The organism is Curtobacterium sp. MCPF17_011, assembly GCF_003234145.1.
Classification (GTDB): domain Bacteria; phylum Actinomycetota; class Actinomycetes; order Actinomycetales; family Microbacteriaceae; genus Curtobacterium.
In genome coordinates this window covers 84,930-110,721 of record NZ_QKSK01000001.1, presented here as the reverse complement: position 1 = coordinate 110,721, position 25,792 = coordinate 84,930, and the positions used below count along the sequence as shown (strand labels likewise).

General features: G+C 70.9%; 22 protein-coding genes. 17 read left to right on the top strand and 5 right to left on the bottom strand.

Annotation, left to right across the window (positions count from 1 at the left end):
* The first annotated feature begins 8 nt into the window (after positions 1-8).
* On the top strand, positions 9-896 hold the full coding sequence (gene sucD, locus DEJ25_RS00530) for a succinate--CoA ligase subunit alpha (protein ID WP_111043448.1): 888 nt from the start codon (positions 9-11) through the stop codon (positions 894-896).
* Positions 897-1,047: 151 nt separating this feature from the next.
* Positions 1,048-3,036, top strand: coding sequence for a DUF6350 family protein (locus tag DEJ25_RS00525; RefSeq protein WP_110903495.1), 1,989 nt, complete (start codon positions 1,048-1,050; stop codon positions 3,034-3,036).
* A 15-nt stretch (positions 3,037-3,051) separates the two neighbouring features.
* Here the strand turns inward: DEJ25_RS00525 and DEJ25_RS00520 are convergent, their stop codons facing one another.
* Positions 3,052-3,594: a hypothetical protein gene (locus DEJ25_RS00520; protein ID WP_110903494.1), complete on the bottom strand. Its 543-nt coding sequence runs from the start codon at positions 3,592-3,594 to the stop codon at positions 3,052-3,054.
* A 161-nt stretch (positions 3,595-3,755) separates the two neighbouring features.
* On the opposite strand from DEJ25_RS00520, the gene purN reads away from it, so the two are divergent.
* From purN to DEJ25_RS00495, 6 genes are all read left to right on the top strand, one after another.
* Positions 3,756-4,349 carry a phosphoribosylglycinamide formyltransferase gene (gene purN, locus DEJ25_RS00515; RefSeq protein WP_110903493.1) on the top strand — a complete coding sequence of 198 codons (594 nt, stop codon included), beginning with the start codon at positions 3,756-3,758 and terminating at the stop codon, positions 4,347-4,349.
* On the top strand, positions 4,346-5,986 hold the full coding sequence (gene purH, locus DEJ25_RS00510; protein ID WP_111043447.1) for a bifunctional phosphoribosylaminoimidazolecarboxamide formyltransferase/IMP cyclohydrolase: 1,641 nt from the start codon (positions 4,346-4,348) through the stop codon (positions 5,984-5,986). Before purN ends, purH begins: the two co-directional genes overlap by 4 nt.
* A 98-nt stretch (positions 5,987-6,084) precedes the next feature.
* On the top strand, positions 6,085-6,252 hold the full coding sequence (locus DEJ25_RS16525; protein ID WP_181421552.1) for a hypothetical protein: 168 nt from the start codon (positions 6,085-6,087) through the stop codon (positions 6,250-6,252).
* A gap of 198 nt (positions 6,253-6,450) precedes the next feature.
* Positions 6,451-8,277: an ABC transporter ATP-binding protein gene (locus tag DEJ25_RS00505; protein WP_111043446.1), complete on the top strand. Its 1,827-nt coding sequence runs from the start codon at positions 6,451-6,453 to the stop codon at positions 8,275-8,277.
* A gap of 125 nt (positions 8,278-8,402) precedes the next feature.
* A complete protein-coding gene (locus DEJ25_RS00500; RefSeq protein WP_111043699.1) occupies positions 8,403-10,211 on the top strand; it encodes an ABC transporter ATP-binding protein in 1,809 nt (602 codons plus the stop codon).
* Positions 10,212-10,348: 137 nt separating this feature from the next.
* Positions 10,349-10,804, top strand: coding sequence for a DUF805 domain-containing protein (locus tag DEJ25_RS00495; RefSeq protein ID WP_110903490.1), 456 nt, complete (start codon positions 10,349-10,351; stop codon positions 10,802-10,804).
* On the opposite strand, the gene DEJ25_RS16830 is transcribed toward DEJ25_RS00495, so the two are convergent.
* Positions 10,801-11,280, bottom strand: a complete 480-nt coding sequence (locus DEJ25_RS16830) for an MGMT family protein (RefSeq protein ID WP_111043445.1) — start codon at positions 11,278-11,280, stop codon at positions 10,801-10,803. The genes DEJ25_RS00495 and DEJ25_RS16830 overlap by 4 nt on opposite strands.
* A complete protein-coding gene (locus DEJ25_RS00485; protein ID WP_110903587.1) occupies positions 11,280-11,732 on the bottom strand; it encodes a GNAT family N-acetyltransferase in 453 nt (150 codons plus the stop codon). The genes DEJ25_RS16830 and DEJ25_RS00485 overlap by 1 nt, the downstream gene beginning before the upstream one ends.
* Positions 11,733-11,838: 106 nt before the next feature.
* Between DEJ25_RS00485 and DEJ25_RS00480 the strand changes: the two genes are divergently transcribed.
* The 8 genes from DEJ25_RS00480 to DEJ25_RS00445 all read left to right on the top strand — a co-directional run bounded on the left by DEJ25_RS00480 (position 11,839) and on the right by DEJ25_RS00445 (position 22,978).
* Positions 11,839-13,125: an ROK family transcriptional regulator gene (locus tag DEJ25_RS00480; protein ID WP_111043444.1), complete on the top strand. Its 1,287-nt coding sequence runs from the start codon at positions 11,839-11,841 to the stop codon at positions 13,123-13,125.
* Positions 13,126-13,306: 181 nt separating this feature from the next.
* A complete protein-coding gene (locus DEJ25_RS00475; protein WP_110903487.1) occupies positions 13,307-14,665 on the top strand; it encodes an extracellular solute-binding protein in 1,359 nt (452 codons plus the stop codon).
* 116 nt (positions 14,666-14,781) lie between these two features.
* Entirely contained in the window at positions 14,782-15,732 is a 951-nt protein-coding gene (locus tag DEJ25_RS00470; RefSeq protein WP_111043443.1) for a carbohydrate ABC transporter permease, read from the top strand.
* Entirely contained in the window at positions 15,732-16,631 is a 900-nt protein-coding gene (locus DEJ25_RS00465) for a carbohydrate ABC transporter permease (RefSeq protein WP_375334523.1), read from the top strand. The genes DEJ25_RS00470 and DEJ25_RS00465 overlap by 1 nt, the downstream gene beginning before the upstream one ends.
* A gap of 33 nt (positions 16,632-16,664) precedes the next feature.
* Positions 16,665-19,718 carry a glycoside hydrolase family 38 C-terminal domain-containing protein gene (locus DEJ25_RS00460; RefSeq protein WP_111043442.1) on the top strand — a complete coding sequence of 1,018 codons (3,054 nt, stop codon included), beginning with the start codon at positions 16,665-16,667 and terminating at the stop codon, positions 19,716-19,718.
* 286 nt (positions 19,719-20,004) lie between these two features.
* Positions 20,005-21,231 (top strand): ice-binding family protein, encoded by a 1,227-nt coding sequence (locus tag DEJ25_RS00455; protein WP_111043441.1) that lies wholly within the window; start codon positions 20,005-20,007, stop codon positions 21,229-21,231.
* Between the two features lie 144 nt (positions 21,232-21,375).
* Entirely contained in the window at positions 21,376-22,122 is a 747-nt protein-coding gene (locus DEJ25_RS00450) for a histidine phosphatase family protein (RefSeq protein ID WP_111043440.1), read from the top strand.
* Complete coding sequence (locus DEJ25_RS00445; RefSeq protein WP_111043439.1) at positions 22,115-22,978, top strand: NAD(P)H-hydrate dehydratase; 864 nt, start codon at positions 22,115-22,117, stop codon at positions 22,976-22,978. The genes DEJ25_RS00450 and DEJ25_RS00445 overlap by 8 nt, the downstream gene beginning before the upstream one ends.
* Positions 22,979-23,141: 163 nt before the next feature.
* On the opposite strand, the gene DEJ25_RS00440 is transcribed toward DEJ25_RS00445, so the two are convergent.
* On the bottom strand, positions 23,142-23,996 hold the full coding sequence (locus tag DEJ25_RS00440) for a hypothetical protein (RefSeq protein WP_146240592.1): 855 nt from the start codon (positions 23,994-23,996) through the stop codon (positions 23,142-23,144).
* Between the two features lie 26 nt (positions 23,997-24,022).
* On the bottom strand, positions 24,023-24,460 hold the full coding sequence (locus DEJ25_RS00435; protein ID WP_110903480.1) for a YdeI/OmpD-associated family protein: 438 nt from the start codon (positions 24,458-24,460) through the stop codon (positions 24,023-24,025).
* Between the two features lie 188 nt (positions 24,461-24,648).
* On the opposite strand from DEJ25_RS00435, the gene DEJ25_RS00430 reads away from it, so the two are divergent.
* Complete coding sequence (locus DEJ25_RS00430; RefSeq protein ID WP_111043437.1) at positions 24,649-25,791, top strand: ABC transporter substrate-binding protein; 1,143 nt, start codon at positions 24,649-24,651, stop codon at positions 25,789-25,791.
* The last annotated feature ends 1 nt before the right edge of the window (position 25,792 follow it).

Below are 25,792 nucleotides of genomic sequence, written 5' to 3'. Positions count from 1 at the left end.
GACTGACCATGTCGATCTTCCTCAACAAGGACTCCAAGGTCATCGTCCAGGGCATCACGGGCGGTGAGGGCACGAAGCACACGGCCCTCATGCTCAAGGCCGGGACGCACGTCGTCGGCGGTGTCAACGCCCGCAAGGCCGGCACGACCGTCACCCACGGCGATGTCGAACTGCCCGTCTTCGGCTCCGTGCGCGAGGCGATCGACACCACCGGTGCGGACGTCTCGATCGTCTTCGTCCCGCCGGCGTTCGCGAAGGACGCCGTGATGGAGGCCATCGACGCCGAGATCCCGCTCGTCGTCGTCATCACCGAGGGCATCCCGGTGCAGGACTCCGCCGTCTTCTGGGCGCACGCCAAGGCCCTCGGCGCGAAGACCCGGATCATCGGGCCGAACTGCCCCGGCATCATCACCCCGGGGGAGTCGCTCGTCGGCATCACCCCGGCGACGATCACCGGCAAGGGCCCGATCGGCCTCGTGTCGAAGTCCGGCACGCTGACCTACCAGATGATGTACGAGCTGCGTGACCTGGGCTTCTCGACCGCCATCGGCATCGGCGGCGACCCGGTCATCGGGACGACGCACATCGACGCGCTCGCCGCGTTCGAGGCCGACCCCGAGACCGAGGCCATCGTGATGATCGGTGAGATCGGTGGCGACGCCGAAGAGCGGGCCGCCGACTACATCAAGGCGCACGTCACGAAGCCGGTCGTCGGGTACGTCGCGGGCTTCACCGCCCCGGAAGGCAAGACGATGGGCCACGCCGGCGCGATCGTGTCCGGTTCCGCCGGTACGGCCGAGGCGAAGAAGCAGGCGCTCGAGGCTGCCGGCGTCAAGGTCGGCAAGACGCCGTCCGAGACCGCCGCGCTGCTGCGCGAGGTCGTCGCGGCGAAGTAGTCGCAGGCCCCCTGCGGACGGGAGGCGCGGTGCCGGCTGGCACCGCGCCTCCCGTCCGTCCGTGGTCGGGCTGGTCCGTCCACCGGTGTTTTGCCGGGGGGAGCCGCGCGGCACCCGCGAGCGCGGAGGTGGCCGCCGTATCCTCGCTGCGATGAACCGCCTGGGAACCGCTCTGCTCGCCGTGATCGAAGCGATCGTGACGGTCGGCGTCGGCGTGGGCATCGCGCTCGTCCCGCTCACCCTGCTGTGGGCGTTCGAGTACGGGCTCCAGGTCGACTGGGACGTGTTCTGGACCGCTGCCGGCAACGTCTGGCTGATCGGACACGGCGTCGACGTGACGTTCACGCTCGGGGCCGCCGCGGCGAAGGCGACCGGGTTGTCCGGAGCCTCCGCGCCGATCGGGGTGAGTCTCGCCGCCCTCGGGTTCGCCGTCGTCACCGCCTGGCTGGGCGCGCGCGCCGGACGTCGGTTCGCCGAGACCGAGCACCGCGTGACCGGCATCCTCGTCGGGACGGCCGCTGTCGCCGTCCTCGGGCTCCTCGTCGCACTGAGCTCGACCAGCGCGGCCACGCACCCGACCACCTGGCAGGCGGTCGTCGCACCGGCGCTCTGGTTCGGGATCCCCGCGGTCGTCTCCGCCGAGGTCTGCCGCCGACGCCGAGGCCTGGCCGCCGACCCGGTCACCGCGCGCATCGTCGACCTGGTCGACCGGATCCCCACACTGTGGCGGGTCGTCGTCGGCTTCGGCCTGCGCGCCGGCACGGTCGCGACCGCATGCGTCGTCGCCGTCGCCGCAGTGCTCGTCGGACTCGTGCTGCTGGTCTCGTTCGCCGAGGTCATCACCCTCTACGAACGCTCGCACGCCGGACTGGTCGGCGGCTTCGCCCTGACCGTCGGCCAACTCGCGTTCATCCCCGACTTCGTCGCCTGGGCCACGGCCTGGCTCGTCGGCCCGGGCTTCGCGATCGGCACCGGTTCCGCAGTGTCCCCGATCGGCACGGCACTGGGGCCGGTGCCGGCGATCCCCGTCCTCGGTGCGCTGCCGACCTCCGGGCACACGTTCGGACTCGTCTGGATCCTGGTCCCCGTCGTCGCGGGCTTCGCGGTCGGCGGGCTGATGCGGCCGCGCCTGGTGCGGATGCTCGGTGCCGCCGACTCGGCGCTGTACCGGGCGATCGGTGGTGTCGTGACCGGACTCGTCGCCGGCGTCGTCATCGGTGGCCTCGCCTGGATGTCGTCCGGCTCCGTCGGACCCGGGCGCCTGGCCGACGTCGGACCGCATGCGCTGGCCGTGGGCGGGTTCGCCGCGCTCGAGGTGGGCATCCCCGCCCTCATCGCGCTCGCGATCGGCAGCGACCTGGTCCGGCTGCCCGAGCGCTCGTGGATCGGCGAGCGCTGGCACGAGACCGAGGACGACCTCGCCACCGCCGACGCGACTCCGGAGCACGGCTCGCTCATCGCCGCGCTCGAGTCCGCCGGAGCCGGGCGGACCACCGAAGTCCATCGGTTCTCGGTCGACGAGCAGCACGACGCGGTGACGACCGCGCACGCGGGAACGGACCGATCGCCGAACGCCGTCGACGAGGACGAGGACGACCGCGTGGCGGAGGCAGCGCCCGCAGCCACACCCGCGCCCACACCCACACCCGTCTCGACCGCTGCCGTCGCCACCGACGTCGACCTGCCCGACTGGGCACGGACCGACGCCGTCGCGGCAGAGCGCGTCGACGACCGGGCGGCAGCAGCGCCGGCCGTCGGCAGCATGCGGGCACGCCTCCGGGCTGCCGCGTCCGGTGCCCGCGACCGCGCCGGTGACCTCCGCGACCGTGCGAGTGGCCTCCGCGACCGTGCGGACGACCTGCGCCACCGTGCGGGCGGTGCCGGTCGTCCAGGGGAGCGGTCGTCCGCGGAGGCGCCCGCCGGTCCCGCGGGACGGCGGGAGGCGCCTCCCGTCCCGCGGACGGACGAACAGCCGGCCTTCCCGTGGAGCACCGAGGAGTTCGTCGCCGGCCGTGACGACGTCGACCCGGAACCGCCGGCGCGACCCGCGCCGCGGGCGACGACCTGGGACACGACGGACCAGATCCCCGAGGACGAGCTGCCCTGGTGGCGGAAGCCGAAGGGCGACGACGACGCCTGAGCGAAGGTCAGCCGGTCACCTGCTGACCTTCGTCATCGTGACGGGTGAGCCGAAGTAGTTGATCTGCCCGGCGCCGACGGTGAGCGCGCCGCCGCTCCACGTGAAGCGGGCATTGCGGCCTCGGGCGGCGGCGCTCTTGATGCGCTTCCACGTTCCGGTGAGCGATCCCACGCCGGTGTAGGCGCTCGGCGAGTTGCTCGTGTTCACCATGCACAGGCTGTCGGCACTGCAGCCGGGTGCGACGAAGGAGAGTCCGCGAGACGCCGGCCCGAGGTCCACGGCCGCGACGATCGTCGACGAGGTGCCTTCGGTGTACGTGGCGACCACGTGTCCGGTGTCGACGATCCGATCGATCTCCGCGGCGGACTGCTTCCCTTCCAAAGCCTGCAGCGCACTGAGGACCGGGTCCGCCTCCTGTGCGGCTGCTGCTGCAGCAGCGGCGGCAGGAGTGTCGATGACGGATGCGGCGTCGGCAGGATGCGTCGGCACGAGTGCGCCCGCGAAGGAGACGACGGCCGCGAGACCGGCGATGGCGAGAGGAGGGAGGGAAAGGATCACGATGACTCCGGATCGTTGCGTCGAGGACGAGTTGGGCGAGGACCTGACGCTACACACTCCAGTACCAGATGTCACTGCGGACGACCGGCGATGATGATGGACGCCGTACGATCAGCCTGCCCGCGCGCCCGGCAGCACCCGCCCCCGCTAGGCTTGTCCCCGTGCTCGAACTGGTCGTCCTGATCTCCGGTACCGGGTCGAACCTCCGAGCCCTGCTCGAGGCGACCCGCGATGCCGAGTACCCCGCCCGCGTCGTCGCGATCGGGGCGGACCGTGACGCCGAGGGCCTGCAGCTCGGCGAGCACTACTCGATCCCGACCTTCACGGTCCCGTACACCCGGTACGCCACCCGCGCCGAGTGGGGTGCAGCGCTCGCCGAGCAGATCCGCCCGTGGTCGCCCGACCTGCTCGTGCTGTCCGGGCTCATGCGCCTGCTCCCGCCCGCGGTCGTCGCCGAGTTCGGCCCGTCGGTCATCAACACCCACCCCGCGTACCTGCCGGAGTTCCCGGGAGCGCACGGCGTCCGGGACGCGCTGGCCGCCGGCGTCACCGAGACCGGCGCGAGCGTCATCGCGGTGGACGACGGTGTCGACAGCGGTCCGGTCCTGGCGCAGGAGCGCATCCCGGTCCTGCCCGGCGACACCGAGTCGACCCTGCACGACCGCATCAAGCCCGTCGAGCGTCGGCTGCTCATCCAGACCGTCCTCGACATCGCCAACGGACACATCGACCTGAAGGGCACCACCCCCGCATGAGCGTGCACGCCGCCGACCCCAGCCTGTACCGCGACCGGGACGTCGTGCCCGTGCGTCGAGCCCTCATCTCGGTGAGCGACAAGTCGGGGCTGCTCGAGCTCGCCGGCGCGCTCGCCGACGCCGGCGTCGAACTCGTCTCGACGGGCTCCACCGCGCAGACCATCCGTGACGCCGGGTACGTCGTCACGGACGTAGCGAGCGTCACGGGCTTCCCGGAGTCGCTCGACGGCCGCGTCAAGACCCTGCACCCCGCCGTGCACGCGGGGCTGCTCGCCGACCTGCGGCTGGAGTCGCACGAGCAGCAGCTCGCTGACCTGGGGATCGCCCCGTTCGAGCTCGTCGTGGTGAACCTGTACCCGTTCGTCGAGACGGTCGCCTCGGGTGCCGACGCGGCCACGGTGGTCGAGAACGTCGACATCGGCGGCCCGGCGATGGTCCGCGCGTCCGCGAAGAACCACCCGAATGTCGCGATCGTGGTGTCGCCGTCGTCGTACGACGAGGTCGTCGAAGCCGTCCGTGCCGGCGGCACGACCCTGGAACTCCGCAAGCGTCTGGCCGCGCAGGCGTTCGGCCACACCGCGGCGTACGACACCGCGGTCGCCAGCTACTTCGCGTCCGAGGTCGTCGCCCCGTCGGCAACGTCCGCGGCAGCAGAGCACGACGGCCAGGAGGCCCCCAGCACGTTCCCGGAGCACCTCACGCTGTCCGCGGACCGCACCGCGACGCTCCGCTACGGCGAGAACGCCCACCAGTCCGCGGCGCTCTACACGAGCACGAACGGCACCGGGATCGCCCAGGCGGCGCAGTTGCACGGCAAGGAGATGTCGTACAACAACTACGTCGATGCCGACGCCGCCGTCCGTGCCGCGTACGACTTCACCGAGCCGGCCGTCGCGATCATCAAGCACGCCAACCCCTGCGGCATCGCGGTGGCGGCCCCTGACGCGGGTGACCCGATCGCCTCGGCGCACGCGGCTGCCCACGCCTGCGACCCGCTGTCGGCGTTCGGCGGCGTCATCGCGGCGAACCGGACGGTGACCCGCGGCATGGCCGAGACGATCGCCGACATCTTCACCGAGGTCGTCGTCGCTCCCGCCTTCGACCCGGAGGCGCTCGAGGTCCTGTCCCGCAAGAAGAACATCCGTCTGCTCACGCTGCCGGGTGACTTCGCGCTCGCCGAGCGAGAGGTCAAGCAGATCTCCGGCGGGTTCCTCGTGCAGGACGCCGACCGCTTCACGGCGTTCGACCAGTCCACGTGGACGCTCGTCTCCGGCGAGCAGGCCGACGAGCAGACCCTGGCGGACCTGGCGTTCGCGTGGAAGGCCAGCCGCGCGGTGAAGTCGAACGCGATCCTCCTGGCGAACCAGGGCGCGAGCGTCGGTGTCGGGATGGGGCAGGTCAACCGGGTCGACTCGTGCCACCTCGCGGTGAACCGGGCCGGGGACCGTGCTGCCGGTTCGGTCGCGGCGTCCGACGCGTTCTTCCCGTTCGCCGACGGCCTGCAGGTGCTGCTCGAGGCGGGTGTCCGCGCCGTCGCCCAGCCCGGCGGGAGCGTCCGCGACGACGAGGTCATCGCGGCTGCGACTGCTGCCGGCGTGACGATGTACTTCACGGGCGAGCGGCACTTCTTCCACTGAGTCCAGTTCGACTCCGCGTCGACCAGGGCGCAACCAGCACGAGATCCTGGTTGCGTCCTGAGAGCCGCTGCCGATAGTCTGCAAGGCTCCGCGACCTCATGGCTGACGACTTCTCAGGTCGGCAGCACCGCGGGCACGACGGTGACGACGACGAGACTGGAGTGACGATGGACACGACGACCGGCACCACCGCAACGGCTGCCCGGACGCGATCGACGTCCATCGACACGGCCGCTCCCGGCGTCCCGACACCGCCGTCCGCCTAGGCGCACGACCGGCCCCACCCGCCCCACGGGCGACGTCGTCCCAGCGGCGCCGACGGAACCCGCGGGACTCCGCGCGCTGTCGTGGTGCCCGAGCGGGCACCCGGCCGACCAGACCACGCAACGCACCCCGGGCCTCCCGTCCGGTCAGACGCAACCTGACCGCACCTGCGCCCGTACGAAGCACGAGGACGCACACGCATGTCCCAGGTACCCCACCGGGAACCGGCGCCGACACCGGCGCGCCCCTCCACCGCCCGCGCCATCGGGCGCATCTGGCCCTACGTCAAGCCGTACCGATGGCGGTTGTTCGGCGGGATGCTGGCGGCGCTCGGCGCCTCCGTCGTCGCGCTCGTCATCCCCTACGTGCTGCAGGCGCTCGTCGACGGACCGCTCGCGTCCGGTGACGGCAGCCGCATCTGGCCCGCCGGACTCGGCGTGCTCGCGCTCGGCGTCCTCGAGGCGTTCTTCATCGCCTCCCGACGGAAGATGGTCATGCGGCCGTCCACCCGGATCGAGGCGAGCATGCGCAACGCGCTGTACGCGAAGCTGCAGGACCTGCCGGTCGCCTTCCACGACCGGTGGGAGTCCGGGCAGCTGCTGTCCCGATCGGTGTCCGACCTGTCGCTGATCCGCCGATGGCTCGCCTTCGGCATCGTGCTTCTCGTCGTCAACGTCGTGACGATCGTCATCGGGTTCGGTGTCCTGTTCACCTTCGGGTGGCAGCTCGGCCTGATCTTCCTGGTGGCCTCGATCCCGGTCTGGGTGAACAGCGTGCTGTTCGAGCGCAAGTACTCGGTCGTCGCCCGACGCAGTCAGGACCAGGTCGGGGACCTCGCGACCAGCGTCGAGCAGTCGGTGCACGGCATCCGCGTGCTCAAGGCGTTCGGCCGTGGTCGGTACAAGCTCGACGAGTTCGCCGAGCAGGCCGAACAGCTGCGCGGCACCGAGATCGAGAAGGCCAAGGCGATCGCGGCGATCTGGTTCTGGCTGCTGCTCGTGCCGGACGTGGCGTTCGCGCTGTGTCTGCTCGCCGGCATCTGGCTCGCCAGCCAGGGGGAGCTGAGCGTCGGCCAGCTGTTCGCGTTCTTCGCGACGGCGACCGTGCTGCGGTTCCCGATCGAGTCGATCGGCTTCTTCCTGTCGATGACGTTCGACACCCGCACCGCCGTGGACCGGTTCTTCGAGGTCATGGACTCCGAGAACACGATCACGGACCCGGCAGCGCCGAAGACGATCGCAGAACCCCACGGTGCACTCGCCTTCAACGCGACGCACTTCCGCTACCAGGACTCCCCAGCGCAGTTCCCCGACCTGGTGAACGGCGTCGAACTGCAGCTGCGTCCCGGCGAGACCATGGCGCTCGTCGGCCTCACCGGCTCGGGCAAGACGACCCTGCTGGCGCTCGTCCCGCGGCTGTACGACGTGACCGGGGGATCGGTGACGATCGACGGGGTCGACGTCCGCGACCTGTCCCGCGCCGAACTCCGTCGCCACGTCGGCGTCGCGTTCGAGGACGCCACCCTGTTCTCGTCGAGCGTGCGGGACAACGTCCTGCTCGGTCGGCCCGACCTGTCCGGTGACGAGGCCGAGCGGGTCATGCGCGAGGCGCTCGACATCGCGCAGGCGTCCTTCGTGGACGACCTGCCCGAGGGCGTCGACACCCGCGTCGGCGAAGAGGGGCTGTCCCTCTCCGGCGGTCAGCGACAGCGCCTGGCGCTCGCCCGGGCCATCGCGGCGCGGCCGAGCGTGCTCGTCCTCGACGACCCGCTGTCCGCGCTCGACGTCGACACCGAGGCACGCGTCGAAGCGGGCCTCCGCCGAGTCCTCGCCGAGACGACCTCACTGATCGTCGCGCACCGCCCGTCCACCGTGACCCTCGCCGACCGCGTGGCACTCATGGAGAACGGCCGCGTCACCGCCGTCGGCACCCACTCGGAGCTGATGGCCACCAACGAGCACTACCGCTTCGTCATCTCGTCGCTCGACGACGACGACGCCGAGGACCGAGAGGAGGCGATGGCATGAGCAACGAGACCGACCACGACCAGCCCCTGACCGTCGACCAGGAACCGACGGGAGGCTCGGTGCCGGTGGCGCAGGTCGGCACCGGCACGCAGGCGGCCGAGGCGGCAGCTCCGGTCACCGCGTCCATCACCGTCCACGGGACACGTGGCGAGGAGCGTGAGGACTTCACGAAGGCCGAGAGCCGTCGGCTGCGCCGCCGGTCACTGACGCTGCTCAGCTCCCTCGCGGCACCGCTCAAGGCCCGGCTCTGGGGCATCGCGGTCGTCGTGGTGCTCTCCACCGGTGGACAGGTCGCCGGCCCGACGCTCATCGCGTGGGGCATCGACAACGCCCTGCCCGCCGTGCTCGACCGTGACGACTGGATGCCGGCGTTCCTCGTCGTCGGGCTGTACATCACCATCGCGGTCGTCGGGGCGGTCCTCACCGCCTGGTACACGGTGCTGGCGGCCCGGATCAGTCAGGCGATCCTGTTCGACCTCCGGAAGCGGGTGTTCCTGCACACGCAGCGGCTGTCGCTGGAGTTCCACGAGACGTACACGTCGGGGCGGATCATCTCCCGGCAGACGAGCGACCTGGACTCCATCCGGGAGCTGCTCGACTCCGGGTTGAACCAGCTCATCCAGGGTGTCCTGTACATGGTGTTCACCGCGGTGGCGCTGGTGTTCCTCGACCCGACCTCGGGCCTGGTGCTCGCGATCGCCCTGGTGCCGCTGTGGTTCCTGACGCGGTGGTTCCAGCAGCGCTCGCAGCAGCTGTTCCGCTCCACCCGGACGACCAGCGCCCGCGTCATCGTGCACTTCGTCGAGACGATGACCGGCATCCGCGCGGTACAGGCGTTCCGCAAGGAGTCCCGCAACGAGACCGAGTACGGCGTCCAGGTCGAGGCGAACCGGCAGGCGAACGCCCGGGTGTTCAACCTGTTCGGGATCTTCGACCCGGGCCTGGTCCTCATCGGCAACGCCACCCTGGCTGCCGTCGTCATCGTGGGCGGCTTCCGGGTCGTCGGTGGATCACTGGAGATCGGCGCGCTGCTCGCCGTCGCGCTCTACGCCAAGCGGTTCTTCGACCCGGCGCAGGAACTGGCGATGTTCTACAACAGCTACCAATCGGCATCCGCGGCGATGGAGAAGATCTCCGGTGTCCTCGAGGAGCGGCCGAGCGTGCCGGACCCCGCGAAGCCGACGAAGCTGCCCGACGCCCGGGGCCGCATCGACTTCGACCACGTGCAGTTCGCGTACACGGCCGACCGGGTCGTGCTGCCGGAGTTCGACCTGCACATCCCCTCGGGTCAGACGATCGCGCTCGTCGGGTCCACCGGTGCCGGCAAGTCGACGCTCGCGAAGCTGATGGCCCGGTTCTACGACCCGACCTCGGGCACCGTGACCCTGGACGGCGTGGACCTGCGGGACCTCGATCCGAAGGACATGCGCCGCGCCATCGTGATGGTGACGCAGGAGGCGTACCTGTTCTCGGGTTCCGTCGCGGACAACATCGAGCTCGGTCGACCGGGAGCCTCCCGAGCGGAGATCGAGTCGGCGGCGAAGGCCGTCGGCGCGCACGAGTTCATCATGGCGCTGCCGGACGGGTACGACACCGACGTCAACAAGCGCGGTGGCCGGGTGTCGGCCGGGCAGCGCCAGCTGCTGTCGTTCGCCCGGGCGTTCCTCGCCGACCCGAAGGTGCTCATCCTCGACGAGGCCACGGCGTCGCTCGACATCCCCTCGGAGCGCCTGGTGCAGGAGGGCCTCGAGACCCTGCTCGCCGACCGCACCGCGGTGATCATCGCGCACCGACTGTCCACCGTCGCGATCGCCCACCGGGTGCTCGTGATGGAGTACGGCCGCATCGTCGAGGACGGCACGCCCGCCGACCTCATCGCGGGCACCGGACGGTTCGCCCAGCTGCACGCGGCCTGGCGGGACTCGCTGGTCTGACGACCGCTGCGCTTCGCGCCCCGCCACGCACATCGCGCCCCGCCACGCACATCACGCCCCGCTCCGACGGGGCGCGATGTGCGTCCGGGGGCGCGTCCCGTCCGGAGTCCGGCGGGACGGCGTGGTTGGGTGGGGGGATGAGCGACAACGACGTGCAGCCGGGCGGTGTCGCCCTCCGCGATCCCCTCTACGGCGCGCCCTTCGCCGAGGCCGTCCGACGGTTCTGGCGGAAGTACACCGTGTTCACCGGCCGGGCCTCGCGCTCCGAGTTCTGGTGGTGGTGGCTGACCTCGTTCGCGATCGGTCTGGTGCTGCAGCTCGTGCCGCAGGTCTTCACCCCCGACGCGCCGCTGCTCGAGAACCCCGTCGGGTCCTACCTGTTCGTGCTCTGGGCGCTGATCACCCTCATCGGCGGGCTGGCACTCGGCGCTCGGCGGCTGCACGACGCGAACCTGTCCGGGTTCTGGCAGTTCCTGCACGTGCTGCCGGGCATCGGGTCGCTCGCGCTGTTCGTGATGTTCCTGCTGCCGCCGAACGCGAAGGGCACCCGGTTCGACCTCCGGCCCGGCGTGACGGCCGGCGGACGCCTCTAGTCCGACCAGCCGTCGTCGGCCGACCAGCCGTCGTCGGTCGGTGACCAGCGCGCGCGGGGCATGTCGATCCTCCAGGAGGCGTCGTCCCGCGACCACCGCAGGGGCGTGCCCTCGGCTCGGTGGTGCTCCAGCGCACGCGCCTCGTGGTCGACCGGCGGCAGCCCGCCGGAACGGACGACCCGCCACCACGGCAGATCCGAGCCCTCGTGCGCCATCACCTTGCCGACCGCGCGGGAGGCCCGCGAGCCGAGCACCGCGGCGACGTCCCCGTAGGTCATCACGTGCCCGGGCGGGATGGACCGGACGACCGCGGCGACCTGGGCACCGAAGTCGGCGGCACCCGGAACGGCTGGCTCCGGACCTGCTGGCGCCGGACCTGCTGGCGCCGGATCGGCAGGCGCCGGATGTGCTGGCGCCGGATCGGCTGGCTCCGGAACGCCGGCTGCCGACCGGGAGGCGCGGGGCCGCGCCGGCACTACAGCGTCAGGGCCGCGAAGTGGTCGCCGTACTGCGTCTCACCCACGACGGTGAAGCCGATGGCCTCGAAGAACGCCTCGGGGCTGCCGGTGCCCGGCTCGTAGACGACGGTGAGGCGCTCGAAGCCGCGCTTGCGGGCCTCCTCCGCCAGCCCGTGGACGGCGAAACGACCGACCCCGCGCCCCTGCGCGTTGGCCGCGACGTTGACACGCCAGATGCAGCTGCGGAGTTCCTCCTGCGCGTTCTCGGCGTCGAAGCTGCCGATGATGAGGCCCACGACCTCGTCCCCGTCGAGGACCACGCGGGGCCAGGAGGCGCTCGGCTTGACGTCCGACTCGGCCTGCGCGTACGAGGTGGGCTGGACGAACTGCTCCTGCCCCGGCTTCAGCGTCAGCGAGTTGGCCGCGGCGGCGGTCGCTGCGGAGAGTTCTTCGAGGCGGAGGTCCGTCATGTCGGTCAGGGTAACGGTGCAGGCGGGTGAGAAGCCAGCGATCGGTCCGGTGACGGTCACCCCGTGCGCGTCGCACCGCGCATGTCACCGGCGGTATGGTCGCCAGATGGCGGAGCATCGGCGCGGGGCGAACCTGCCGTCGTTGGGCGGGTTCAACCGCACGGTCGTGCTCGACGCCGTCCGCCGGTCCCGGGACGGCCTGAGCCGCGTCGAGCTCGCCGCGCGGACCGGCCTCAGCCCGCAGACAGTCTCGAACGTCACCCGGTTCCTCATCGACGCCGGCATGATCGTCGAGTCCGGCACGGTCGTGGCGGGTCGGGGCAAGCCGCGCACGATCCTCCGACTGGAGGCCCGCAGCCGGTTCGCCGTGGGGGTGCACGTCGATCCCGCGGTCGTCACCTACGTGCTGCTCGACCTGGCGGGTGCGGTCGTCGCCGAGGCCACGACCTCGACCCCGAACGCCGAGGACCCGGACCAGGTCGTCCGGACGATGGCGGCCGCGGTCGACGGGCTGGTCCGCCGCTCCGGGGTCGCGCCCGACAGCGTGCTCGGCGTCGGCATCGCCTCGCCGGGGCCGATCGACGCGGCGGCCGGCGTCGTGCTCGACCCGCCGTTCCTGCCCCGGTGGCGGGACGTCGCGCTCCGGGACGCCCTGGGTCACGCCACCGGCTACCCGGTGCTCCTCGAGAAGGACGTCACGGCGGCGGCCGTCGGCGAGATGTTCCTCGAGCGGGGTGCGGCGGCCCGCGACTTCGCCTTCGTGTACTTCGGCACCGGGTTCGGGGTCGGGCTCGTCATCGACCACGAGCCCGTCCGCGGATCCGGGGCGAACGCGGGCGACGCCGGGCACATCATGGTCGACCAGGGGCCCCTCGCCGGGACCGGCGACGGAGACGGCACGCGCGGTGAGGTCGGGGCGACGGTGATGCCCGACCGCCTGGTGCGGATCGCGGTCGAGCGGGGGATCGCCCTGGGCGACGGAGTCCCCGTCGCCGGGACGGCTGCTGCCGACGGTGCCGACATCGCGGTCGACCTGGCGGCGGTCGACCGGGCGTGGGACGCACTCGCCGCAGCGATCGCGGCGGAGGACCCGGCGGCGCAGGCCCTCGCGGCCGAGATCGGCACCGTGATGGGGCGGGCCGTCGTCGTCATCGTGAACCTGCTCGACCTCGACCGGGTGGTGTTCGGCGGACCGTTCTGGTCGCGGATCAGCAGCGCGGCCCTCCCGGCTGCCACCGCGGCGATCGCCGGCTCGCCGATCCTGGTGCCGAAACACCCGGTCACCGTCGTCGAGAGCCGACGGGGGACCGACGTGGCCGCGGTCGGGGCGGCCTGCCTGGTGCTCGACGCTGCCCTGTCGCCGCGAGCGAGCACGATGCTCATCGCCCACTGATCGGCTGCCGCCCGCGCGGCTGCCGCCTGTGGGGCTGCGCCCGGACCGTCGCGCGGGCTGCAGGTCACGAACCGGGCGCACTTTGCGCCCATGTCTTGACAACGTTTAAGTCCATACGGTGGACTAACTGCGCAACGCGGGCAACGGAGTCCGCGACCTTCACCCGTGCAAAGGAGCACCGATGAAACGCACCCGCATCATCGCCGGACTCGCAGCCGTGGCAGTCGCCGCAGTGGGTCTCGCAGGCTGCTCGAGCTCGGGGTCCGCCTCGAGTGACACCATCAAGATCGCGTACCAGAAGTTCGGCGCCTTCCAGCAGCTCGACGCCCAGATGAAGGTCGTCAAGAAGGAGTACGAGAAGGCGAACCCGGGCAAGAAGGTCACGCTCGTCCCGATCCAGGCGCAGGAGGGCGACTACGCCACCAAGCTCGCGCTGATGAACAAGGCGCCCGCCACCGCACCCGACGTCATGTACGAGGACACGTTCCTCGTCAAGGCGGACGCGGAGGCCGGGTACCTGCTGCCGCTCGACGAGTACACGGCGAAGTGGGACGAGTGGGACCAGTTCTTCGACAACGCCAAGCAAGCCGGGGAGGGCGAGGACGGCAAGACCTACGGCGTCCCGATGGGCACCGACACCCGTGCCCTCTGGTACAACAAGGACATCTTCAAGGAGGTCGGCCTGCCCGTTCCGTGGCAGCCCAAGACCTGGGACGACGTGCTCGCTGCCGCCAAGACGATCAAGGACGAGAAGCCCGACCTGATCCCCTTCAACATGTACTCGGGCAAGGCGCAGGGCGAAGCGTCCACCATGCAGGGCTTCGAGATGCTCCTGTACGGCGCGGACGGCCCCGGCAACACGCTCTACCAGGACAAGAAGTGGGTCACGGGCTCGAAGCAGTTCCAGGACTCGCTGCAGTTCGTGAAGGACGTCTACCAGGGCGGCCTCGGCCCGACACCGCAGCAGGCACTCGACACCAACGTCGGCACGACCATCACGCAGACGTGGCTGCCGAAGGGAAAGCTCGCGATCGACCTCGACGGCTCGTGGCAGTCCGGCACGTGGCTGAAGACCGGCACCGCCCCGTGGGCCGAGTGGAACGACGTGATGGGTCAGGCACCGATGCCGACGCAGAACGGGCAGGCCCCGGGCTACAACAGCATGTCGGGAGGCTGGACGCTCGCGGTCGGGGCGAAGTCGAAGAACCCCCAGGCGGCGTTCGACTTCATCACCAGCTTCCTCGACAAGGACGGCTCGTTGCAGTACGACTCCGAGAACAGCCAGATCGCGGTGCGCAAGGACGTCGCCGCCGACCCCGAGTACACCGGCGCGAACCCGACGTTCAAGTTCTTCTCGGGTCTGGTGGAGAACACCAACTTCCGCCCCGCGACGAGTGACTACTCGCAGATCTCGAACGCCATCCAGGTCGCCATGGAGTCGGTGATGACCGGCCAGCAGTCGCCGAAGGAAGCCGCCGCCGCCTACGACGATGCCGTGGTCGGCGTCGTCGGCAAGGAGAACACGGTCTCCGCGCGCTGACGCGTCCGTCCGGTCCGACGCGACCGTGTGACGGACGGGAGGCGCGGTGCGAGCCCGCACCGCGCCTCCCGTCCGTCCCCACTCATCACCGTGAGCTGTCCTGGAAGGCACCCAGCATGACCAGCACTCCCCTCGCGCCGGTGGTCCCGGCGCCCGGTGCGCCGAGACGCACCGACCCTCCCGTCCCTCGGAAGCGCAAGCCGCTCCGCAACGTCGGCCGAGCCGTCCCGCTCCTGCCGGCAGTCGTCCTCCTCCTCGTCTTCCTGCTCGGCCCCGTGATCTCGTCGTTCTACGGGTCGTTCACGAACTCCGCGTTGACCGGAGCCGGCGCGGCCGACCAGCAGTTCATCGGGTTGCAGAACTACGTCGACCTGTTCCAGGACAAGGACTTCCCGAAGTCCGTCATCCTGACGGTGGTGTTCCTGCTCGCCTCGGCGGTCGTGGGACAGAACGTGCTCGGACTCGGTCTGGCGCTCCTCATGCGGTCGGCGAACAAGGTCGTCCGCTCGATCGTCGGCACCTTCGTCGTCGCGGCGTGGGTCCTGCCCGAGATCGTCGCGTCCTTCGCGGCGTACGCGTTCTTCAACGACGAGGGCACGCTGAACTCGTTCCTGGCGGTCTTCGGGATCACCGGTGCGAACTGGCTCTACACGTACCCGATGGTCGCGATCATCCTGGCGAACGTCTGGCGCGGCACCGCGTTCTCGATGCTCGTCTACTCCGCCGCCGTGCAAGAGGTCCCCGAGGAGATCACCGAGTCCGCCGAGGTGGACGGCGCCACCGGGTGGCAGCGACTCGTGTACATCACGCTGCCGGTGATCCGCCGGAGCATCTCCACGAACCTCATGCTGACGACGCTGCAGACGCTGTCGGTCTTCACCCTCATCTTCGTGATGACCGGTGGCGGGCCGGGCACCAACTCCTCGACGCTGCCGATCCTGGCGTACCAGGAGGCGTTCAAGTTCTCGCAGCTCGGCTTCGGGACCGCGATCGCGACCATCCTGCTCGTGGTCGGGGCGGTCTTCTCGATCATCTACATCAGAGCGCTCAAGCCGGAGGTGGACTGATGGCCATCACAGCCCCGTCCCTCGACCGGACCACGACCCGTTCGATCACCGCGCCGGGGTCCCTGCACATGACCTCGCCCCGAGGTCGGACGATGCGGTGGGTGTCGAACGTCGTGCTGCTCGTCATCGCGGTCTGCTTCGCGGTGCCGCTCCTGTGGCTCGTGTTCGCCTCGTTCGACGCGCAGGCGTCGCTGTCGGTGAAGCTGCCGTCGCAGTTCACGCTGGGCAACTTCACGACGGTGCTCACCCCGGAGCTGTCGTTCATCCCGCTCGGCAACAGCCTGCTGCTCTCCGGCGGGACGGCGGTCGTCACGGTCGTCGTCGCGATCCTCGCCGCGTACCCGCTGTCCCGGTACAAGATGCGCGTCAACAAGCCGTTCCTGTACAGCATCCTGTTCGGCACCGGCCTGCCGATCACCGCGATGATGGTGCCCGTCTACGCGCTGTTCGTGTCGCTCAACCTCATCGACAACATCTACGGCTGCATCTTCTTCCTCGCCGCGACCAGCCTGCCGATGGCGATCTGGATGGCGAAGAACTTCATGGACGCGGTCCCGATCTCGCTCGAGGAAGCGGCCTGGACCGACGGGGCGTCGATGTTCACGACGCTGTGGCGGATCGTCATCCCACTGATGCGACCGGGCATCGCCGTGGTGTTCATCTTCGTGTTCATCCAGGCGTGGGGGAACTTCTTCGTCCCCTTCGTCCTGCTGCTCTCGCCCGACAAGGTGCCCGCCGCGGTGAGCATCTTCAACTTCTTCGGGCAGAACGGGGCGGTGGCCTACGGGCAGCTCGCCGCGTTCTCGATCGTCTACTCCGTGCCCGTCATCGCGCTCTACGTGCTCGTGTCGCGAGGCCTCGGCGGCGGCAACGCCCTCGCCGGCGGCATCAAGGGCTGACCGAACTCCACCGCTGGGAAGGAACCCATCTCCATGCACCAGGACGAACCCCTCGTCGAGGCCCGGATCGCGCGACTCGTGCGGGACCGCGTCGACCCGAACGTCCACCGCCGGGCATCGCCGGTCACGATCGAGGCGTGGCAGGTCCCGGACGAACCCGTGCCCTTCGCCGAGGCCGTGACCCAGCACTACGAACCGTTCACCGTCGGCTCCCCGTGGGGCGGTCGGCCCTGGGGCACCACCTGGTTCCGGGTGACCGGCACCGTCCCGGCCGACTTCGGCACCGCCGAGGGCACCACCGCCGAGCTGCACGTCGACCTCGGGTTCACCAAGCGCCAGGCCGGGTTCCAGGCCGAGGGGCTCGCCTGGCGTCCGGACGGCTCCACGATCAAGGCCATCGAGCCGCGCAACGACAGCGTCCCGCTGCAGGTCGCCCCGGGGGAGTCGTTCGAGCTGTACATCGAGGCCGGCGCCAACCCGGACATCGGCGGTGACTCGTTCCAGGGCGCCACCCCGCTCGGCTCCAAGCACACCGCGGGTGACGCCCCGATCTACCGGCTCCGCGCGCTCGAGGTCGTCGAACGGGACGACACCGTGTGGGAGCTGCAACAGGACCTGTGGGTGCTCCGCGGGCTGATGGCGGAACTGCCGACCGACGGCACCCGCGGTGCCGACGTCCTCCGGGTGCTCGAACGGGCCGCGGACGCGCTCGACCCCGACGACGTCGCCGGGACCGCCGCCGACGCGCGTGCCGTCCTGGCCGGGGCGCTCGCCGTCCCCACCAGCGGCTCGGCGCACCGGGCCATCGCCGTCGGACACGCACACATCGACTCCGCCTGGCTCTGGCCGGTGCGCGAGACGAAGCGCAAGTGCGCCCGGACCTTCTCGAACGTGCTCGACCTGATGGACCGGGACCCCGACTTCACCTTCGCGTGCTCGTCGGCACAGCAGTACGCGTGGATGCGCGACGAGTACCCCGAGGTCTTCGCGCGCATCAAGCAGCGCGTCGCCGAGGGCCGGTGGATCCCGGTCGGCGGCATGTGGGTCGAGTCCGACACGAACCTGCCCGGCGGCGAGGCCCTGGCCCGCCAGTTCGTCGCCGGCAAGCGGTTCTTCCTCGAGGAGTTCGGGGTGGACACCCCCGAGGCATGGCTCCCCGACTCGTTCGGCTACACGGGCGCGCTGCCGCAGATCGTCCGGGCCGCGGGGTCGAAGTGGTTCGTCACGCAGAAGCCGTCGTGGAACGAGACGAACGTCATCCCGCACACCTCGTTCCTCTGGGAGGGCATCGACGGCTCCCGCGTCCTCACCCACCTGCCCCCGGCAGACACGTACAACTCGGACGTCTCGCCCGCCGACCTGCACCGTGGGGAGCGGAACAACAAGGAGCGCGGCGTCGCGAACACCTCGATGCTGCTCTACGGCTTCGGTGACGGTGGTGGTGGTCCCACCCGCGAGATGGTCGCCGCGGCGCATCGGCAGCACGACCTGGACGGCTCACCCCGGGTCGAACTCGGGACACCGGCGCGGGTGTTCGAGGAGCTCGAGCGCGCCCTGCCCACGCCCGGTGTGTGGTCCGGCGAGATGTACCTGGAGTTCCACCGCGGCACCTACACGTCGCAGATCCGCACGAAGCAGGGCAACCGCCGCTCCGAGCACCTGCTCCGCGAGGCCGAACTCTGGGCGACGACGGCCGCCGTGCGCCTCGGCCGGGAGTACCCGTACGACGCGCTCGACTCGGCCTGGCACACCGTGCTCCTGCAGCAGTTCCACGACATCCTGCCCGGCTCGTCGATCGCCTGGGTCTACGAGAACGCCGAGGCCGAGTACGCCCGGATCGCCGCGGTGCTCGAGGAGCTGATCGGCACCGCGACCACAGCCCTCGCCACCGGTGGCGCTGGTCCGGACAGCGGCGTGGACCGGCCGGGAGGCTCGACCTCCGCCGCCTCGCACGTCCGGTTCAACGCGTCCCCGGTCCCCGCCGACGGGGTCCGCGCGCTGGGAGCCGAGCCGGTCGACGCGGCGCGCGCCGTGCCTCCCGTCCGCGACGGCGACCGCTTCGTCTTCGACACCGGCGTCGTCGTCGCCACCGTCGACGGCGACGGACACGTCGTCTCGCTCGTCGACCGCGGCACCGGCCGCGACGCCGTCGCGCCGGGGGAAGCCGCCGCCGAGTACACCGTATTCCGTGACACCCCGAACCAATGGGAGGCGTGGGACATCGACCGCGCCTACCAGCGGCACGGGTCGGTGCTGCAGGCGACGAGCGTCACCGTCGAGGGGGAGGCGCTCGTCGTGGTCCGCCCGTTCGGCCGCTCCACCGTCACCACCCGCTACACGGCGACCGAGGGGCAGCCGGAGCTCGTCGTCGAGACCGAGGCCGACTGGCACGAGCAGCAGAAGCTCCTCAAGCTGTCGTTCCCGCTCGACCTCAAGGCCGACCAGGCCTCGAGTGAGATCCAGTTCGGGCACATCGACCGGCCGACGCACCAGAACACCTCGTGGGACTTCGCCCGGTTCGAGACGAGCGCCCACCGCTGGGTGCACGTCGCCGAGCCGGGGTTCGGCGTCGCGATCGCGAACGACTCCACCTACGGGCACGACGTCACGCGGCGGACCCGTGCAGACGGAGGCACCACGACGCAGGTGCGCGAGTCGCTGGTGCGCGGGCCGAAGTTCCCCGACCCCGAGGCCGACCAGGGCCACCACGTGTTCCGCACGGTCCTGCGCGTCGGTGCCTCGGTGCTCGACGCCGCGGACTCCGGGTACCGGCTCAACTTGCCGGTCCGTGCCGTGCCGGGCGACCGTGTCGTGGAGCCGCTCGTCACGGTGTCGTCGCCGCAGGTGTTCGTCGAGGCCGTGAAGCTCGCCGAGGACCGCTCGGGCGACGTCGTCGTGCGCCTGTACGAAGCACTCGGCGGGCGGGCCACCGACGTCGGTGTCGACTTCGGCTTCGACGTTGCCGGGGTGACCCGGGTCGACCTGCTCGAACGACCGCTCGACGACGGTTCCCGGGACGACGGCGAACCGGTCGTCCTGACGATGCGCCCGTTCGAGCTCGTCACCCTGCGGGTCCGACGGGCCTGACCGGGCGGGGGACCGCGACGCCGGGCGAGGCTTTGGGTGCACTCGTCCGGCGTCGCTCCTGCGGGGGTACGGCGGCCCGTCGCCACGCCGACCCCACTACTGGGGGTGCGGATGCGCCTGGGTCCGCCTTCCAGACTGCTCAGGCTGGGAGTCCGGCGGGTAGACAGAGCGTTTTCAGGCGATCGCCCCTGATCAGAGCGCCTGGAGTGCATACTGCGACGACGGAGATCATGCGCCCGTCGTCGACGATCGCACTGTGCCTCTCCCTCTCAGTCAGGTGTCTCCCATGGCGACGTCCCCGTTCCTCCGCAGAGTTTTGACGGGTGGTGCCGTGCTCGGTCTCTCGGCGTCGCTCGTCCTCATGGCGACCTCCGCCGCCTCCGCCGCGACGGAGATCGACGGGCCCGTGAAGCTCGGGACTGCGGCGACCTACGGGGTGCTCGCCAGCCAGGCCATCACCAACACCGGACCGACCGTCGTCAACGGCGACCTCGGCGGTCCCCCCAGCTCCAAGATCAGCGGGTTCGGTGGACTGCCGAACGGCCTGGTCACGGGCACCGTCCGCACCCCGACCGAAGCGGCGCTGGCGCAGCAGGACGCTCGGAACGCCTTCAACGTGGCCGCCTCGCTCACGCCGAGCGGTGTCGACGTCAGCGACCTCGACAACGTCGGGACGCTCGTGCCGGGCGTCTACTCCGGTGGCGCGCTCAACCTGTCGGACAACAACACGCTCACTCTGCGAGGCGACGCGCAGTCGACCTGGGTGTTCCAGGCAGCCTCGTCGTTGGTCGTCGGGACGAACACGCGGATCCTCATCACCGGAGGGGCGAGCTCGTGCAACGTGTTCTGGCAGGTCGGCAGCTCGGCCACCATCCAGACCAGCTCGCAGTTCCAGGGCACCGTCCTCGCGAGGACGTCCGTGACAGCGGTGACCGGTGCGACCATCCAGGGCCGCCTGATCGCGCTCGACGCCGCCGTGACGCTCGACACGAACACGATCACCCCGGCGCAGAGCTGCCCGCCGCCCACGACGCCCACCCCGACCGTGGCACCCTCGATCACCTCCGGCACGCCGACGGCCGCGACCACCGGCCAGCCCTACCGCTACACCGTGACCGCCACCGGGACGCCGACGCCGACCTTCACCGCGACGGGGCTGCCCGCCGGTCTGACGATCGACAGCACCACCGGCGTCATCTCGGGCACCCCGACCGCCACGGGTTCCTCGACCGTGACGATCACCGCCTCGAACGGCACCGGACCGGCCGACACCCAGGTCGTCACGGTCCGCGTCGTGGCACCGACACCGACTGCTGGCACGCCCGTCGGCACGACCCCGACCGACAGCCCGACCACCGCAGGCGTGGTCTCCGGCAACGGCCGGACGCCGACCGGGACCTTGGCCTTCACCGGCAGTGACCCGACGGTCCCGCTCGGAATCGCCGGAGTGCTGCTGGCTGCCGGCATCGGCCTGACCGTCGTCGCCCGCCGTCGTCGCGCAGCCCGCGTCTGACGCCGGGTCACACCACCCGCACCACACACGGCACCGCTCGTCCCCGGACGGGCGGTGCCGTGTGCTGTCCGCCGTGGTCGTGGGTGGCCGCCGGCGGCGGCCGCCCGTGAACCGGTCCAGCGCCTCCCGGCTAGCGTCACGACCATGGCCGTCACCGAGATCTGGCTCGTCCGTCACGGCGAGTCCACCGCGAACGTCGCAGCAGCCGAGGCCGACGCTGCGGGCGCCGACGTCATCGAGGTCGACCACCGGGACGCCGACGTCCCGCTGAGCCCCCTCGGCGAGGAGCAGTCCCGTGCGCTCGGTGCCGAACTCGCGGAGCGCGGGGTCGACGACGTGCCGGTCGTGCTCTGGGTCTCGCCTTACCGTCGAGCGCAGCAGACGATCGGCATCGCGCTCGAGGCTGGCGGCCTCACCGAACCCCCGCGCCGCGTCGACGAACGCCTGCGTGACCGGGAACTCGGCGTCCTCGACCGGCTCACCCGCACCGGGTCCGCGAACCTGCACCCTGACGAGGAGCAGCGTCGGCAGTGGCTCGGCAAGTACTACCACCGGCCGGCCGGCGGCGAGTCCTGGGTCGACGTGATGCTCCGACTGCGCACGCTCTTCGCCGACGTCGACCGCATCGTGGACGCGGACCGTCTGGTGATCGCCGCCCACGATGCCGTCGTCATGCTCGCCATCGCCGTCTGCCTGGACCTCGACGAGCCCGAACTGATGGCCTTCGCGGAGGACCACACCGTCGCGAACGCCTCTCTCACGCGACTCCGCCGCGACGCACTCGGTGCCCCGTGGACGCTCGAGGAGTTCTCCGGCACCGGACACCTCGACGAGGACCCGGACGCGGCCGTCACCGAACACGAAGGCCGGAAGGACGACGCCCGTGTCTGAGCCCATCCCCGTCACCCCGAACCTGCTCCGTGAGTGGTCCCTGCCGGAGGTCGGCGGCAGCAAGTACGGCCGCGGCCAGGTGCTCGTCGTCGGTGGCGCCGCGAAGACCCCCGGCGCGGCGATGCTGTCCGCGACCGCAGCGCTCCGCGTCGGCGGTGGACGCCTGACGCTCGCCGTCGCGGGGAGCGTCGCACCACACGTCGCCGTCGCCCTGCCCGAGTCGGGCGTGCAGCCCCTCGCCGAGGACGAGGGCGGCCACGTGGCCGTCGGCGCGATCCAGAGCCTGACGGACGACCTGGCCGCCGCCGACGCGGTGCTCGTCGGCCCGGGGCTCGACGAACCCGAGGGGAGCCGCGACCTCGTCGCCGGACTCGCCGCGGTCGTCGGGGACGAGACGGTCGTCGTCCTGGACGCCTTCGCGCTCGGGGTCGCCGCCGACCTGGTGGACGAACTCGCCCCGCTGCGCGGCCGGCTCGTGATGACACCGAACTCCGGTGAGGCCGAACGGCTGCTCGGCCGGGACTGCTCCGACGACCACACCGACGCAGCGGAGATCGCCGAGCGCTTCGGGGCGGTGGTCTCCCTCGGCGGGATCATCGCCGCCCCGGACGGTCGGGCGTGGGCGAAGGGCACCGGCGCCGGGGGTCTGGGGACCAGCGGCAGCGGGGACGTCCTCTCCGGTGCGATCACCGGTCTGCTCGCTCGCGGAGCCGACGTCGCACAGGCGACCGTGTGGGCGACCCAGGTGCACGCCGCCGCGGGGGACCGACTGGCGGTGCAGGTCGGACCGATGGGCTACCTGGCGAGCGAACTGCTCGGCGAGATCCCGCGCGTCCTGGTCGAGTTCGGTGCCTGAGGCGGCGTCCACCGCGTTGGCAGGTGGCGACGATGCTGGTACCGTTCCAAGCAGGAGATCGGTGCAGGCCGCTTCCGGATCACGACCGGAATCCCCACAGAAACGCGGAGACCCAGGTGCAAGTCCTGGCACGTAGCTCAACGAGTAGAGCCCCGTTTTGCCTTCAGCCCTCGCGGCGACGAGCGAGTTCGGACTCGACCTCGGCGCGGGCGAGCCTGAGTGGCCCGTAGTGATGACGGGCGAACCCATGGCACTTCCGTAGCACCGTGGCAGCATGCCCCGCTTGCGGGTGCTCGGTCAGGGCGTCCTCGACCGCCTCACGGATCCAATGGTCTCGTGGAAGCCCGATCTGCAGCAGACCGTTGCACGCTCGATCGATCGCCTTGGTGACGGCGAGCGCCAGCAGCATCTCACCGTGGCCCAGCCGGAGTACGTCGCCCTTCGCCAGCCGTGTGGGATCGCTCCCCGAGGCCTTCGTCCAGGCCAGCACCGCCGCCGGGGAGAGGGCGGACACGGCGTCCACGAGACCCTGGTCCACCCGACCGCCATCGTGGATGACCGCGTTCCGCATCCTGCGCAGGACCGCCAACTGTTCGAGAGGGAGGCCGTCGATGCGCGACCCGCACGCCTGCTGCAGTGCCTCGTGCTGCCCGGCCGACGGCGTCTCTCGAGCGCGTCGGCGTGAGACGAGCCCGGCGTCTGCAGCCATGCCCAGACAGGTCTTCAGGGAGTCCTCGTGGAGCGCAAGGACGTAGGCGATGCTCATCGCGCCGAGGTGGACGTCGGCCTCGGCGAGGATGTCGCTCGCTGCCTCGGCCGTGAGGTTGAAGCGGCGGATGTGCGGCACGTTCGGGTACACCTCGGGCAGGAGCCGGTCAGAACCGCGGTTCAGCTGGAGGAGGTGGTTCGAGAGCTGTGCGCCTGCGAGAAGCCCCATGAGGGCGTTGCTGGCTTCGACTCGGAGGGCTTCGTAGCGGCGGTAGGCGCGGAAACGGACCACCCCGAGCGGTACTGGCATGTGGTACATCATGCCAGTCGACATAGTCACCCGCGAAGCGACTCCACGGCCTTCTCGACCCGCCGCGCGCGGGTCTCCGGCGCCTTCGCCCGTGTCACCGGGTCGACGAGCGCCCGCTGCCGTGACGCCGACAGCGTGTCGAACGCGGCACGGACCCCGGCGGCTGTGAGCGCCTGGTCCAGGTCGTCCGGCACGTCCACGGTCCGCGGCAGGGTGTCCACCTCGAGCGACACCGTCACGGTCTGCCCAGCGACGATGCCCGAGGCCGTCCGGTGCTCCGCGGACAGCGGGACGAGGGCCTGTCCGCCCATCACGCCGACCGTCGAGCGGTAGGTGTAGCCACCGTCGATGGTGACCACGACGGCCGGGCGCCCGCCGGAGCCCAGCGCCTCGATCACCTCCGGCGGGACGGGCAGGCCGGTGGCGTTGACCCGCGCCTGCAGGACGGTCGTCGTGAACTCCATGCGGGCCTCCCGGCTGCTCGATCACCGGCGGACCGAGATCACGCAGAACCGTACAGGCGCACGCGCTGTTCTGCCACCGTTCACCGTTCGAGCACGGACCGGAAACCGGCCGCGTCCACGATCGTCCCGACCGGCGCTCCCCGCCGGACCGGCCCGACGGGTCGGACCCGAACACGGAAGGCTCCCCCGTGCAGTACAAGCGCACCCTCACCGGCCTGGCATTCGCCGCAGCGGCCGTCGTCACCCTCGCCGGCTGCTCGGCCACGAGCTCCGCCTCGACGAGCAGCGGCGACGCGAGCTGGAAGACCGCCACGAGCGCCGAGGGCGCCGGCGGCATGGACGCCCTGGTGAAGGCCGCGAAGGCGGAGGGGCAGCTCAACGTCATCGCGCTCCCGCCGAGCTGGGCGAACTACGGCAAGATCATCGACGGCTTCACGAAGAAGTACGGCATCAAGATCAACTCCGCCAACCCGAACGGGTCGAGCGCCGACGAGGTCGCCGCCGTGAAGTCGCAGAAGGGCCAGTCGACGGCTCCCGACGTGCTCGACCTCGGCAACGCCGTCCTGCAGCAGAACCTCGGGCTGCTGACGGACTACAAGGTCGCGAACTGGAGCGACATCCCCACCGACCTGAAGGAGAAGGACGGCGCCTGGACCCGGGACTACACGGGTCTGATGTCGATCGGCTACGACTCGTCGAAGATCACGGACGCACCGGAGGACCTGAACGACCTGCTCGGCGCCGAGTACAAGGGCAAGGTCTCGATCGCCGGTGACCCCACCCAGGCGAACCAGGCCGCCAGCGCGGTCTACCTCGCGGCGCTGGAGAACGGCGGCTCGGCCGACGACATCAGCAAGGGCGTCGACTACTTCGGCGAGCTCAAGCAGGCCGGCAACTTCCAGAACGTGTTGCCGACGCAGGCCACGGTCGCCTCGGGTGAGACCCCGGTCGTCATCCAGTGGTCCTACAACAACCTGGCCTGGGGCGCGGCAGCCGGCGCGAGCGGCAACGAGAACTGGAAGACCGTCGTCCCCGAGGGGCAGGCGCTCAGCTCCTACTACTCGCAGGCGATCAACAAGGACGCCCCGCACCCCGCGGCCGCCCGCCTGTGGCAGGAGTACATCGCAAGCCCCGACGCCCAGAACCTGTACCTGCAGGCCGGTGCGTTCCCGTCCACCCTCGCCGCGCTCCAGGAGTCGGGCAAGGTCGACGAGGACGCGCTGCAGGCCGCCGGTGGCGCACCGAAGGACTCCGTCGAGCTGACCGACGCGCAGGTGACCGCGGCCGCGAAGGTCCTGGCGGCCGAGTGGTCGTCCACGATGGGCTCCTGAG